This window comes from Pseudomonas sp. Ors-4-3C (assembly GCF_055755035.1).
Map to the genome: position 1 here is coordinate 5,565,994 of NZ_CM146900.1, position 13,133 is coordinate 5,579,126.

13 protein-coding genes are annotated in these 13,133 nt (G+C 60.4%); 5 read left to right on the top strand and 8 right to left on the bottom strand.

Features of this window, described 5'->3' with window-relative positions; translation table 11 throughout:
* Positions 1-28: 28 nt before the first annotated feature.
* Positions 29-1,006: an NADPH:quinone reductase gene (locus ACVHNU_RS25240; RefSeq protein WP_103521328.1), complete on the bottom strand. Its 978-nt coding sequence runs from the start codon at positions 1,004-1,006 to the stop codon at positions 29-31.
* Between the two features lie 164 nt (positions 1,007-1,170).
* Between ACVHNU_RS25240 and hemF the strand changes: the two genes are divergently transcribed.
* Positions 1,171-2,085: an oxygen-dependent coproporphyrinogen oxidase gene (gene hemF / locus ACVHNU_RS25245; protein ID WP_003220249.1), complete on the top strand. Its 915-nt coding sequence runs from the start codon at positions 1,171-1,173 to the stop codon at positions 2,083-2,085.
* A gap of 9 nt (positions 2,086-2,094) precedes the next feature.
* Complete coding sequence (gene aroE, locus ACVHNU_RS25250; RefSeq protein WP_473018510.1) at positions 2,095-2,916, top strand: shikimate dehydrogenase; 822 nt, start codon at positions 2,095-2,097, stop codon at positions 2,914-2,916.
* Positions 2,917-3,006: 90 nt separating this feature from the next.
* Here aroE and ACVHNU_RS25255 read toward each other — a convergent pair whose 3' ends face one another.
* The 3 genes from ACVHNU_RS25255 to betC all read right to left on the bottom strand — a co-directional run bounded on the left by ACVHNU_RS25255 (position 3,007) and on the right by betC (position 7,280).
* Positions 3,007-4,575: a SulP family inorganic anion transporter gene (locus ACVHNU_RS25255; RefSeq protein ID WP_003220253.1), complete on the bottom strand. Its 1,569-nt coding sequence runs from the start codon at positions 4,573-4,575 to the stop codon at positions 3,007-3,009.
* A gap of 254 nt (positions 4,576-4,829) precedes the next feature.
* Positions 4,830-5,750, bottom strand: a complete 921-nt coding sequence (gene choX / locus ACVHNU_RS25260) for a choline ABC transporter substrate-binding protein (RefSeq protein WP_003220255.1) — start codon at positions 5,748-5,750, stop codon at positions 4,830-4,832.
* A 15-nt stretch (positions 5,751-5,765) separates the two neighbouring features.
* Positions 5,766-7,280, bottom strand: coding sequence for a choline-sulfatase (betC, locus tag ACVHNU_RS25265; RefSeq protein WP_473018511.1), 1,515 nt, complete (start codon positions 7,278-7,280; stop codon positions 5,766-5,768).
* A 114-nt stretch (positions 7,281-7,394) separates the two neighbouring features.
* Between betC and ACVHNU_RS25270 the strand changes: the two genes are divergently transcribed.
* The gene (locus ACVHNU_RS25270; RefSeq protein ID WP_473018512.1) at positions 7,395-8,345 is read left to right on the top strand and encodes a choline sulfate utilization transcriptional regulator; all 951 of its coding nucleotides are present in this window, start codon (positions 7,395-7,397) and stop codon (positions 8,343-8,345) included.
* A 4-nt stretch (positions 8,346-8,349) separates the two neighbouring features.
* On the opposite strand, the gene ACVHNU_RS25275 is transcribed toward ACVHNU_RS25270, so the two are convergent.
* A complete protein-coding gene (locus tag ACVHNU_RS25275; RefSeq protein ID WP_473018513.1) occupies positions 8,350-9,012 on the bottom strand; it encodes an NAD(P)-dependent oxidoreductase in 663 nt (220 codons plus the stop codon).
* A gap of 80 nt (positions 9,013-9,092) precedes the next feature.
* On the opposite strand from ACVHNU_RS25275, the gene ACVHNU_RS25280 reads away from it, so the two are divergent.
* A complete protein-coding gene (locus ACVHNU_RS25280; RefSeq protein WP_103522039.1) occupies positions 9,093-9,419 on the top strand; it encodes a DOPA 4,5-dioxygenase family protein in 327 nt (108 codons plus the stop codon).
* Here the strand turns inward: ACVHNU_RS25280 and ACVHNU_RS25285 are convergent, their stop codons facing one another.
* The 3 genes from ACVHNU_RS25285 to ACVHNU_RS25295 are packed head-to-tail and all read right to left on the bottom strand — an operon-like array spanning position 9,420 to position 11,353.
* A complete protein-coding gene (locus ACVHNU_RS25285) occupies positions 9,420-9,821 on the bottom strand; it encodes a GFA family protein (RefSeq protein WP_103483983.1) in 402 nt (133 codons plus the stop codon). It abuts the gene before it with no gap.
* Between the two features lie 15 nt (positions 9,822-9,836).
* Positions 9,837-10,343, bottom strand: coding sequence for a hypothetical protein (locus ACVHNU_RS25290; protein ID WP_103483982.1), 507 nt, complete (start codon positions 10,341-10,343; stop codon positions 9,837-9,839).
* Entirely contained in the window at positions 10,340-11,353 is a 1,014-nt protein-coding gene (locus ACVHNU_RS25295) for an AAA family ATPase (RefSeq protein ID WP_262142542.1), read from the bottom strand. Before ACVHNU_RS25295 ends, ACVHNU_RS25290 begins: the two co-directional genes overlap by 4 nt.
* A 415-nt stretch (positions 11,354-11,768) precedes the next feature.
* Between ACVHNU_RS25295 and ACVHNU_RS25300 the strand changes: the two genes are divergently transcribed.
* Positions 11,769-13,076: a CitMHS family transporter gene (locus tag ACVHNU_RS25300; protein WP_007954069.1), complete on the top strand. Its 1,308-nt coding sequence runs from the start codon at positions 11,769-11,771 to the stop codon at positions 13,074-13,076.
* Positions 13,077-13,133: the final 57 nt, after the last annotated feature.

Consider the following 13,133-nt stretch of genomic DNA (forward strand, 5'->3'; position numbering starts at 1 on the left):
ACCTGACTGGCAAGATGCCGAAGGTTGATCAGGGCAGCAGGATGGTCGAGCCGGTGGTGCGCCGCGCCGACAGTTCGGTCTGCGCCTTTGCCGCGTCAGCCAGTGGATAACGCTGGCTGATGTCCACCTTGATCTTGCCGCTGATGATCATCTCGAACAGCTCGTCGGCCATACGCTGCAGGTTCTCGGCGTTGTTGGCGTAGGTCGCCAGGGTCGGGCGGGTCACGTACAGCGAGCCCTTGGCCGAAAGAATCCCCAGGTTCACCCCGTCCACCGCACCGGAGGCATTGCCGAAACTCACCACCAGCCCGCGCGGTGAGACGCTGTCGAGCGAGGTCAGCCAGGTGTCCTTGCCGACGCCGTCGTACACCACCGGGACTTTCTTGCCGTCGGTCAGCTCCAGCACCCGCTGTGCCACGTTTTCGTGGCTGTAGTCGATGGTTGCCCAGGCGCCGTTGGCCTTGGCCAGTTCGGCTTTTTCCTTCGAGCTGACGGTGCCGATCAGTTTCACGCCCAGTGCCTTGGCCCATTGGCAGGCCAGCGAACCGACACCCCCCGCAGCAGCGTGGAACAGAATGGTTTCGCCACCCTTGAGTTCATAGGTCTGGCGCAGCAGGTACTGCACGGTCAGGCCCTTGAGCATGACCCCGGCGGCGGTTTCGAAGCTGATCTCGTCCGGCAGTTTCACCAGGTTGGCTTCGGGCAGCACGTGCAACTCGCTGTAGGCACCCAATGGGCCGCTGCCATACGCCACGCGATCACCGACCTTGAACCGGGTGACTTCACTGCCCACCGCATCGACGATACCCGCGCCTTCAGCGCCCAGACCCGATGGCAGCGCCGGTGGCGCATAGAGACCGCTGCGGAAATAGGTGTCGATGAAGTTCAGGCCAATGGCTTTGTTGGCCACTCGCACCTGTTGCGGGCCGGGGGCGGCGGGCTGGTAATCGACATACTCGAGTACTTCGGGTCCGCCGTGGGCGCGGAACTGGATACGCTTTGCCATCTGCCTACTCCTTGGGTCGTTTTGCGAGGCCCCTATCCAACTCCCATGCTTGATCTTCGTCAACTGCGGCGCTCGGGTCTGCGGTGTTATGCTACGCGCCCATTTGCGCCGCCCCCTGCCTGCGGGGCGCCCGCGTAGTGATGCCCCTGATTCAAGGTGAAGCCATGACGACCCGCACCGACGCCGTAAAGGCCTATCTGCTCGACCTGCAAGACCGCATCTGCGCCGCGCTGGAAACCGAAGACGGCGGCACGCGCTTCGTCGAAGACGCCTGGACCCGGCCTGCCGGCGGTGGCGGTCGTACTCGCGTGATCGAGAACGGTACGGTGATCGAAAAGGGCGGCGTCAACTTCTCCCACGTGTTCGGCAGCGGCCTGCCACCGTCGGCCAGCGCCCACCGTCCGGAACTGGCCGGTCGCGGTTTCGAAGCCCTCGGCGTGTCGCTGGTGATCCATCCGCACAACCCGCATGTGCCGACGTCCCACGCCAACGTGCGCTTTTTCATCGCCGAGAAGGAAGGCGAAGAGCCGGTCTGGTGGTTCGGCGGCGGCTTCGACCTGACGCCGTATTACGGCAACGAAGAAGACTGCATCCACTGGCACCGCGTCGCCGAACAGGCCTGCGCGCCGTTCGGTGCGGACGTCTACCCGCGCTACAAGGCGTGGTGCGACACCTATTTCCACATCAAGCATCGCCACGAACCGCGCGGCATCGGCGGCTTGTTTTTCGATGACCTGAACGAGTGGGACTTCGACACCAGTTTCGCCTTCATGCGCGCCATCGGTGACGCTTACATCGATGCGTACCTGCCCATCGTGCAACGCCGCAAGAACGATGCGTTCACCGCGAAACAGCGTGAATTCCAGGAATTCCGCCGTGGCCGCTACGTCGAGTTCAACCTGGTCTACGACCGTGGCACGCTGTTCGGCCTGCAATCGGGCGGGCGTACCGAGTCGATCCTCATGTCGCTGCCGCCGCAAGTGCGCTGGGCCTATGACTTCAAGGCCGAGCCCGGCAGCGAAGAAGCGCGCCTGACCGACTACTTCCTGCAAGACCGCGACTGGCTGGCCGAGGCCTGAGGACTGCTGATGGATCGTTACGTCGTTTTCGGTAACCCGATCGGGCACAGCAAGTCGCCGATGATTCACAAACTGTTCGCCGAGCAGACCGGCCAGCGCCTCGACTACAGCACCCTGCTGGCACCACTCGACGACTTTAGCGCCTGCGCCACGGCGTTCTTCCAGGACGGGCGCGGCGCCAACGTCACTGTGCCGTTCAAGGAAGAAGCCTTTCGCCTGGCGAACAGCCTGACCGCTCGTGCGCAACGCGCTGGTGCGGTGAACACCCTGAGCAAACTGGCCGACGGCTCGTTGCTCGGTGACAACACCGATGGCGCCGGACTGGTGCGCGACCTGACGGTGAATGCCGGTTTCAGCCTGACCGGCAAACGCATCCTGCTGCTCGGCGCTGGCGGCGCGGTGCGTGGCGCGCTGGAGCCGTTGCTGGCCGAGAAGCCGGCATCGGTGATCATCGCCAACCGCACGGTGGACAAGGCCGAGCTGCTGGCAGAGTTGTTCGGTGATCTGGGTCCGGTGTCGGCCAGTGGTTTCGACTGGTTGCAGGAGCCGGTGGACGTGATCATCAACGCCACCTCCGCCAGTCTGACCGGCGATGTACCGCCGATTGCGCCGAGCCTGATCGAACCGGGCCAGACCCTGTGCTACGACATGATGTACGGCAAGGAACCGACCGCGTTCTGCCGTTGGGCCAGCGAGCATGGCGCGGCGGTGTCGATGGATGGCCTGGGGATGCTGGCTGAACAGGCTGCCGAGGCATTTTTCCTGTGGCGCGGGGTACGTCCGGATACGGCGCCGGTGCTCGCCGAACTACGCCGCCAGTTGGCCCTTTAAAAGCTTCGCGAGCAAGCCCGCTCCCACATTGGAATGCGATCAAATGTGGGAGCGGGCTTGCTCGCGAATGGCCGCACCGCCGATTCTGGATCAATCCTCAAACCGGATCGGGCATTTCTCCGGCCCTTCCAGCTTTCTCAACTCCTCCACCACCTGCGGCCGCGCTCGGCGCAGGGTCAGGCTGCGATCCTGACGCAGCAGGCGCCGCGCCTCCTGATGCAGCATTTCCACCCCCGAATAATCGATGAAGTTGATCTGCTGCGCCTCGATCACCACCCGCGTGCCGTGCAGCCGTTGCAGGCGCACTTGCAGGTAATGGCTGGCGCCGAAGAAAATCGAGCCGCCAACCCGCAACACATCCTCCTCACCCTCGCGCCAGTGCTGTACCCGCGGTTGCGAGGTGCGCTTGAGGTAGAAGAACAGCGACGCCAGCACTCCGGCGTAGATTGCCGTCTGCAATTCCAGCAGCAGGGTGGCGAGGCAGGTCAGGGCCATGACCACGAACTCGGCGCGGCTGACCCGCAGCAGCGAACGAATCCCGCGATGATCCACCAGCCCCCAGGCGATCAGCAGAATGCTTCCGGCCATCGCCGGAATGGGAATGTGTGAAATCAGCCCGGCGCCGAAAATCGCGAACAGCGCGACCCAGATCGCCGAAAACACCCCGGCCAGCGGCGAACAGGCACCGGCCTCGTAACTCAGACCTGAGCGGGTGAACGAGCCGGCGGACAACGAGCCGGAAAAGAACGCCCCGACGATGTTCGATAGACCCTGCGCACGGACTTCCTGATTGGCATCGAGCAACTGCTGGGAGCGCGCGGCAATCGAACGGGCAATCGACAGACTCGTTACCAGCCCGAGCATGCCCACCGCCACGGCGCTCGGCAGCAAACGCAGCACCAGATCCAGATCCAGCGGCAACGCGCTGAACGGCGGCAAGCGCCCGACAAAGGCGCTGACCCGATGCACGTGGCCGAACATCGTCGGCCACAGCCACACCAGCAGGCTGCCGAGCACCAGCGTTATCAACAGGGTCGGCCAGCGCGGCAGCAATTGTCTGAGCACGAAACCGACCACCACCGTGGCCACGCCCAATACCAATGAAGGTTTATCCACAGCCTGCAGGTGCTGCAGCAGATCCATCAGGCTGTCCAGGGCCGTGGCTTTGGCCGGCAGATCCAGCCCCAGCAGATTCGGCAACTGGCCGATGGCAATCACCACCGCCGCGCCGAGGGTGAAGCCGAGCACCACCGAATGCGAGACGAAATTCACCAGCGCGCCGAAGCGCAGCAGGCCGAGCAGCCACTGAAAAATCCCCGCCAGAAAGCTCAGCAGCAGAATCAGAGTGATGTAGTCCTGGGACGCGGGCACGGCCAAGGGACTGACGCTGGCATACAGCACAATCGAAATCGCTGCAGTCGGGCCGCAGATCAGATGCCACGAGGAACCCCACAGGCAGGCGATCAGCACCGGGATGATCGCGGCATAGAGGCCGTATTCCGGCGGCAGGCCGGCGATCAGCGCGTAGGCGATCGACTGTGGCAGCGCGAGAATGGCACCGCTCAGGCCAACGACCAGATCCCGGCCGACGCTGGCGCGGGTTTGCCGGGGCAGCCAGGTGAGGAAGGGGAAAAGTGAATGGCGACTGGGCAGGGCCATGGGTCCTCGCGGGCGGGTTTTGTTCAAGGTTATCAGGGTGCCAGGGTAAAGGCCCTCACCCTAACCCTCTCCCGGAGGGAGAGGGCACTGATCGAGGTGAAAGAGGGAAGTACGCCGACCTGAGATATCCAGTCGAACTCAGGTTCTGAACAACATAAAGATCGGCTCCCTTCCCCCTCGCCCCCTCTGGGGGAGAGGGCTGGGGTGAGGGGGCAAAAATCTCAAGCCGAGCAAAATTCAAAGCCACCCCACGGTCAAAGCTTTGCCTTTACAGCCGCCAAAGCATCCTTGCCATCCACGGTCTTCACCCCATCCAGCCACTTGTCCAGCACCGCCGGATTGGCTTTGATCCATGCCTTCACCGCATCGGCATTGCTGACTTTCTTGTTCACCACCTCAGCCATGATGCTGTTCTCCATGTCCTGGGTGAACGCCAGGTTGGTCAGCAACTTGCCCACATTCGGACAGGCCTCGGCGTAGCCCTTGCGCGTGAGGGTATAGACGCTGCCGGTGTCGCCGAAATACTTCTCGCCGCCCTTGAGGTAATGCATCTTCAGCTGCACGTTCATCGGGTGCGGGGTCCAGCCGAGGAAGGTGACGAATTTCTGTTTCTTCACCGCCCGCGAGACTTCGGCGAGCATCGCCTGTTCGCTGGATTCGATCAGCTTCCACTGACCGAGGTCGAAGTCGTTCTTCTTGATGATTTCCTGCAGCGAAATGTTCGCGGGCGCCCCGGAACCGATGCCGTAGATCTTCTTGTCGAACTTGTCGGCGTATTTGTTCAGGTCGGCAAAGTCATGCACACCGGCGTCCCACACATAATCCGGGACGGCGAGGGTGAACTCGGTGCCGTCGAGGTTCTTCGCCAGTTGCGTGACGTCACCGGTGGCGACGAACTTGTCGTAGAAGCCCTGCTGCGCCGGCATCCAGTTGCCGAGGAACACATCCACCTGACCGTCCTTCAAACCACCGAAGGTGATCGGCACCGCGAGGGTGTCGACCTTCGCCTTGTAGCCCATGCCGTCCAGCAGAAACCCGGCGATGGCGTTGGTCGCGGCGATGTCGCTCCAGCCCGGGTCGGCCATTTTCACCGTTTCGCAGCTTTGCTCGGCGAATGCCGAAGCACTGCCCAGAGCCAGCAGGCCAATCGTCAGTGCTGTGGATAACTTGCGCATGGACTTCCCCTTACATTATTGATTTTGGCAGGGTTGTGGATAACGGGCCTTGCGCTCCAGATCGTCGAGGTCGATGTGGTTGCGCATGTACTGCTGACTGGCGTCCACCAGCGGCTGGTGATCCCAGCTCTTCAGCTTGCCGATGGTCAGGGCGTCGGCGACAAAACGTCGGCGACGCTGGCTGGCGAGCACCTCGCGGTGAACCGCCGGGATGTCCCACTTGGCCCGCGCTTCGGCGAGAAATTCGTCGAACAGCTGGCGATGTTGCGGCGACTGGCTGAGTTCTTCGAGTTCACGCGGATCGTTGTGCACATCGAAGAGTAGGCACGGGTCGCTTTCACTGTAGATAAATTTGTAGGCGCCGCGACGGATCATCATCAGCGGGCTGACCGTGCCCTCCGCCATGTACTCGCCGAATACTTCGTCATGCCCGCCCTGCCCTTGCAGGTGCGTCAGCAGCGAGCGGCCGTCCAGCGGCAAGTTCGGTTCCAGGCTGCCGCCGGCCAGTTCGACGAAGGTCGGCAACAGGTCAGCGGTGGACACCGCAGCGCTGACCCGGCCGGCAGCGAACTGCCCCGGAGCGCTGATCAACAGCGGCACCCGCGCGGCCATCTCGAACCAGTGCATTTTGTACCAGAGGCCTTTCTCGCCAAGCATGTCGCCGTGGTCGCCGGAGAAGACGATGATGGTGTCGTCGATCAGCCCGGTATCTTCGAGGGTTTGCAGGAGTTTGCCGACGTTGGCGTCGATATAGCTGCACGCGCCGAAATAGGCACGGCGCGCATCGCGAATTTTATCCACAGGCAGCGGTTTGTCCCAAAGGTCGTAGACCTTGAGCAGGCGTTGCGAGTGTGGATCGAGGGAATGTTGTTCCGGGGTGGTCGGCAACGGGATGTCACCGTCGTCGTACAAATCCCAGAACGCCTTGGGAATCGTGTATGGGTCGTGTGGGTGAGTCATCGAAACGGTCAGGCAGAACGGCTGATCGCCGTCCTCGCGAATGTGATCGAACAGGTATTGCTGGGCCTTGAACACCACCTCTTCATCGAAGTCGAGCTGGTTGGTGCGCACGCACGGCCCGGCCTGCAGCACCGACGACATGTTGTGATACCAGCTCGGGCGCACGTCCGGCTCGTCCCAGTTCACCGCCCAGCCGTAATCGGCCGGGTAGATGTCGCTGGTCAGGCGCTCTTCGTAGCCGTGCAATTGATCCGGGCCGCAGAAATGCATCTTGCCCGACAGCGCGGTGCGGTAGCCGAGGCGGCGCAGGTAATGGGCGTAGGTCGGAATGTCGGCGGGGAAATCGGCGGCGTTGTCGTAGGCGCCGATCTTGCTCGGCAGCTGGCCGCTGACCAGGGTGAAGCGCGACGGCGCGCACAGCGGACTGTTGCAATAAGCGGCGTCGAACACCACGCCCTGAGCGGCGAGGCGCGAAAGATTCGGCAGTTTGATTGGCGACGGGCCGTAGATCGGCAACATTGGCGCGGCCATTTGATCGGCCATGATGAAGAGAATGTTCTTGCGCTTCATGTGATCGCGGCATTCCATAGTGAATATTTATGCGACATTGCTGCGATCGAGCATGGAGTCCATGCTGTGTCCGGTAAAGCCCGCGCCGGACAATGACTAGGATAAGCACAGCTTATGTATGAAGCCCTCGGCAATCTGTCTCTCGACCTGTTGCGCGCCTTTGAGGCGGCGGCCCGTCACCGCAGCTTTACCGCGGCGGCGGTGGAGCTGGGCACCACACAGCCAGCGATCAGCCAGCAGATCAAGCGTCTGGAAGAACAGCTGGGCGCACGACTGTTTGACCGGATCTACCGCGGCATCGAACTGACCGAGGGCGGGACAATCCTGTTCGAGCAGGTTCAGCTCGGTTTGCAGAACATCGACGCAGGCTTGAGCGCGATCAGCGCGCAGCAACAGCATGAGGTATTGCAGGTCGCCACCGACTTCGCGTTTGCGGCGTACTGGCTGATGCCGCGCCTGCATCGCTTCCACGAAGCCAATCCGAATGTCGACGTCAGCCTGGTCACCAGCGAGCGCAACCACAACATGCTGCGCACCGACATCGATGTCGCGATCTTGTTTGGAGACGGGCGCTTCAAGCAGGGCGAAAGCCATTGGCTGTTCAGCGAAGAAGTGTTTCCCGTATGCAGTCCGCAATTGCTCAAGGAGCGTGCCCTGCCCTTGCCCGCTCAGGCATTGCTGGAGTTGCCGCTGCTGCACCTGCGCGGGGAGAACAGCAGCAACTGGTTTGACTGGAGCGGGCTGTTTCGCGAACTGGGTATCAGCACCCCGCCAGCACCGGGCCAATTGCGCTTCGACAATTACACGCTGTTGATTCAAGCGGCGATTGGCGGTCAGGGCGTGGCCATCGGCTGGCGCCACCTTGTGGATAACTTGCTGAGCCAAGGCTTGCTCTGTCGGCCAATCGCCGAGACCACGTTGTCGCGTCTGGGGTATTACGTGGTGCTGCCGCAACGCAAACGCCGGGGCGCGTTGATTCAGCAGTTTGTCGATTGGTTGATGGCGGAACAGGCCAGCAGCGCCGAATCTCTCGCCGGGTTAGCGTTACCGTCGATTGCGGTTTGAACGCTCAGCCAGTTGCGGCGACAAAATTCACATGTTGCCCCACATGCAGGTTCAATCGCAGCTCATCGGCAATCCCCACCGCGACCCGGTTCAGCCGTTCCAGCGGCTCCGCCAGTCCCGGCTCCAGATTGCCGCCCACCTGACTGAAATGCTCAATGGTCAGCCCCGCTACCCCGTGGGGCGCATTAACCAGTGTCCACTGCAGCGGGCTGCTTTGCAGGGCTTCGCGGATTTCTTCGGCGGCGTGGCGTTGCAGCCCGTCGTCCAGCTCCGGCTCGTCGAGCACGGCAAAATTCCCCACCAGGAACAGCCTGGAAACGTTGGCCGCTTGCAGGCCGTCGACCAACGCATCGACCGCCAGCACCTGTTCCACCGGGCCGAGCACCACGGACCTTTCCACATGGTCGCTGCTGAACGGCAAACCCGGAGCATCCAGCAGACAGATCACCGCCGAGCTGCCCGCTACGCTTTGCTTGACCCGCTCGGCATCGAACAGATCGCCGCTTTTGGTGCGCAGGCCGGGACGTGGTGCGAGTACGTTCAAATCGTCGAGAATCGCGATCACTTCGTGCTGCCGTCGCAGCAATTCAGCCATCAACGCACCGCCGAGGCTGGCCATGGCACCATAGAGCACCACTTTCACCGTCGGGGTTTCGGCATTTTTCATGGCTGAGCTCCTGTTCCTGTCATATGGCGTGTGACCTACAGGAAACGGCGAGGGTTCGAATTCGATTCAGAGGCTTTCAAATGCACACGATCAAGGGCTACCACGCCCATATTTATTACGACGCCAGCACGATTGCTCAGGCCCGGGCCTTGTGCGAACAGGCCGCGCAGTTGTTTCCAGTGCAGATGGGCCGGATGCACGAACGTCCGGTCGGCCCACACCCGGACTGGAGCTGCCAGTTGGCTTTCGGCCCGCAGCTGATCGGCGATCTGTTGCCGTGGCTGGCGCTCAATCGCAAGGGGCTGGTGGTGTTCCTCCACCCGGACACCGGCGATGACTTGCTCGATCACACTGAGCATGCGATCTGGATGGGAGCGATGCGTCCGCTGGATCTGTCTATTTTCTGATCAAAGCGTTTCTTCAGGCTCGCCCGGCAGATGCTCGTCCAGATGCAGCCAGGGCAATTGGCTGTCGGTCCAGATGTGCCGCTCGGCCGGCGCCCGCTCCGGGTGATCCAGCGTGGCGATGGTCACATCGATGCTCTCGGGACTGAGCAATGTCACCAGAGCCAGCTGCGCGCCACAACGCGGACAGAAATACCGCGCGCAACTGTCCGACGAGTCATAGCGCGAAGGCGTCCCCGCCAGCCAATGAAAGCTGGCTGCCGGAACCGTGATCCAGGTGGTGACGATTCCACCGCTGACCTTGCGGCAGATCGAGCAGTGGCAGTGGGCAATGTCCTGCAATGGCCCGCTGAACCGATAGCGGATATGTCCGCAATGGCAGCCACCGCTGTGCGATAAAGTCATCGCCTGCCCTCTTAGTTAACTTATCAGATTCCTGGCCCGTGCCATTTCGTCATTAATGACGACGACTGAGCCCGGTTTTAGCCCGAGAGTCTTCGCTAAAGAGCTCATTGCCTTATTCAGCGCGTCACGTAGTCCGATCATCCATTCCTTTGGAAATTGGTTTATGACCAGAATGCATTTTATGGCGCAGTTTGAGAGATCAAGATTCAAGAAACCCGCTGGAAGGTGTTCATCACTGTGAGGGTGCCGCCTAAGGCAGGCCGCAAGCGTCAATTGCACTGAGTTGGTGAATTTTTGCCTGATCTCTTCTACGAATACTTCGGTCTGCCGAGGAGCACTTGATTTTGCCTCTACAAACCAGACTTCCTGAGGTTTGTCCTGAAGATCGCGAAGTAGAACAAACTCAGTGACCTTGATGCCGTTTCCTATTTTTTTGGACAGTGGACTGTTTTCGATCGGAAAAAGCTGATCCTCTGAAAACGGCCCGAAAATCATCCCTGATTCTTCGATTGAAATAGTCATCCCAGAGCCAGCTCCACTTCCTCTTCATAAAGACGAATGGACTCATCGACGATGGGGTTGTCCGGCATACCTTTGAGAAGATCATCACCGAGCCATTCGCCGTCAATTGACGAGAGAACAGGGATAGACATGTTCTGTTTTTGCGCCGCGAGATACAGCGCTTTAATGACGAAATACGAGTGGCTGGCAATGAAAAACTGAATCCCGCTTTCGGCCAGAGACACAATGATATCGACGAGCCTGGTGATGGCTACCGGATGCAAGGCCGACTCGGGTTCGTCGATGAATACCATGGAATCTTTGGTCAGGAATCGATTGCCCAGCAAGGTGTCGAGAATGGCAATTTTCTTGATGCCCTCAGCAGTAGAGCCAATCTGGAACTTCTGATTGCCTTTTTTGAATTGCCAGCGATTTGTACTGCTGTCGAATTCCACCTTGCCGCCGAACATCTCCTCCAGATTCTCCCTGGCCTTTGCGAAATGAGCGTGATTTTTTCCTTTCGTCGGTAGGAGGCGGAGTGCTTTCGCCAGATCGTAATAGGTGTCGTCGAAACCGAAGTCTTTATCGATGTCACGGCTTTTCAGAATAATGTGTTGCAGGGAAAGTACTTCCTTGGGAGGAAGAAATATTGAGTTGCTGCCTCGTGGAGGGACGTGATTTTCTAACGTGGCAATGTTCTTTGTCGTGTCTTTGCCGAATCCGTACCGAAACGCTCGAGAGTCAACGTTGACCTTGCACATCAACGGACCGTCTGCGCTTTTTGTTACCAGGTCGCCAATCTTGTCTGCCTGAAACGTCCAGTAAAGTTTGTCTGCCAGTATCTCCGCGGCGGAACGTTGTTCATTTCCACGCTGGTACTCTTCGAGCGTGCGCATCGTGCAGTAAAGCGCTTTGAGCAAAAACGTCTTGCCGCTGCTGTTTGCTCCGATAATCAGATTCAAGTTTGAGAGCTTGCCCCAGCGGATTTTTTGTAGCGGGCCGAAATTATCTAATTCAACGCTATTAAGCATTGGTTGGAGCTCCTCTCAAACATTGCAGTGGCGCAAGCCTAGCATTGCGTTTCCCTTCCATACAGCGGGTGAAGACGCTCCCTCAGAAACTACAGAAAGGTCTTACGACGTTCATCGTTGTATCTCCTTCAGGTTGCATGAAAGTGGCCGCGCCTCTCGTCAGACCTTTCATCCGCGAAAGGTAGCTGAAAGGTTGCCCGATTAGGATCGCCGCCACTACCGGCAACAGACCGGTTGGCCAGCGCGTGTGATCGCTCGCACGTCAGGCCCAATTAACAACAACAATGGTGATCTGATGTCCTCTGTAACCCGCCTCTTCGCTGTCACTCCACCCGTACGTCTCGTGCTTCCCGTTCTGCGCTGATCCCCTCCGATCCGCTCACTCAATTAGCCGCGCTACGCTTGGAGTATTCCCATGCTGACTTTCCTTGGCTTTGCCATGGTCATCACGTTCATGTTCCTGATCATGACCAAGCGCCTGTCTGCGCTGATCGCCCTGATCATCATCCCGATCCTGTTCGCCCTGTTCGGTGGTTTCGCGCCGAAGATCGGCCCGATGATGCTCGAAGGTATTACCAAGCTTGCGCCGACCGGCGTGATGCTGATGTTCGCCATTCTGTACTTCGCCCTGATGATCGACTCCGGCCTGTTCGACCCGGCCGTGCGCAAGATCCTCAAACTGGTCAAGGGCGACCCGCTGAAAGTTTCGGTCGGTACCGCCGTGCTGGCGCTCGTCGTTTCCCTCGATGGTGACGGCGCGACCACTTACATGATCTGCGTGGCCGCCATGCTGCCGCTGTACAGCCGCATCGGCATGAGCCCGCGGATCATGGCCGGTCTGATCATCCTCGCCGGTGGCGTGATGAACATGACCCCGTGGGGCGGCCCGACCGCGCGTGCCGCCAGTGCGCTGCATGTGGACCCGTCGGACATCTTCGTGCCGATGATCCCGGCCATGGCCGCCGGTGTGGTGGCGATCCTGATCATTGCCTACTTCTACGGCAAACGTGAGCGTGCGCGTCTGGGCGAGCTGCACCTGATCGGCGACGAAATCGACCACAGCGAAATCAGCGTGTCGCAATTCCCCGATGCCCGCCGTCCGAAGCTGATCTGGTTCAACGGCCTGCTGACCCTGGCGCTGATGTGCACCCTGATCGCCGGCCTGCTGCCGCTGCCGGTGTTGTTCATGGTGGCGTTCAGCATCGCGATGATCGTCAACTACCCGTGCCTGCAAATGCAGAAGGACCGCGTTGCGGCCCACGCCGGCAGCGTGCTGTCGGTGGTCAGTCTGATTTTCGCTGCGGGTATCTTCACCGGTATTCTGTCCGGAACCGGCATGGTCGACGCCATGTCGAAAAGTCTGCTGGCAGTGATTCCGGACTTCCTCGGCCCGTACCTGGCGGTGATCACGGCGCTGGTGAGCATGCCGTTCACGTTCTTCATGTCGAACGACGCGTTCTACTACGGCGTGTTGCCGGTGCTCTCCGAAGCGGCCAGCCATTACGGCATCACCGCAGTGGAAATGGCCCGTGCCTCGATCGTCGGTCAGCCCGTCCACTTGCTCAGCCCGCTGGTGCCGTCGACCTACCTGCTGGTGGCGCTGGCCGGCATCGAGTTCGGTGATCACCAACGTTTCACCCTGAAGTGGGCAGTGCTGGTCTGCCTGTGCATACTGGTGGCCGCCTTGCTGCTGGGGACTTTCCCGCTGTTCAGCACGTTGTAACGGCATTCACTCACCATGACGCCAGCTGCTTGCTGGCGTCATGGTTTAACACTCGCT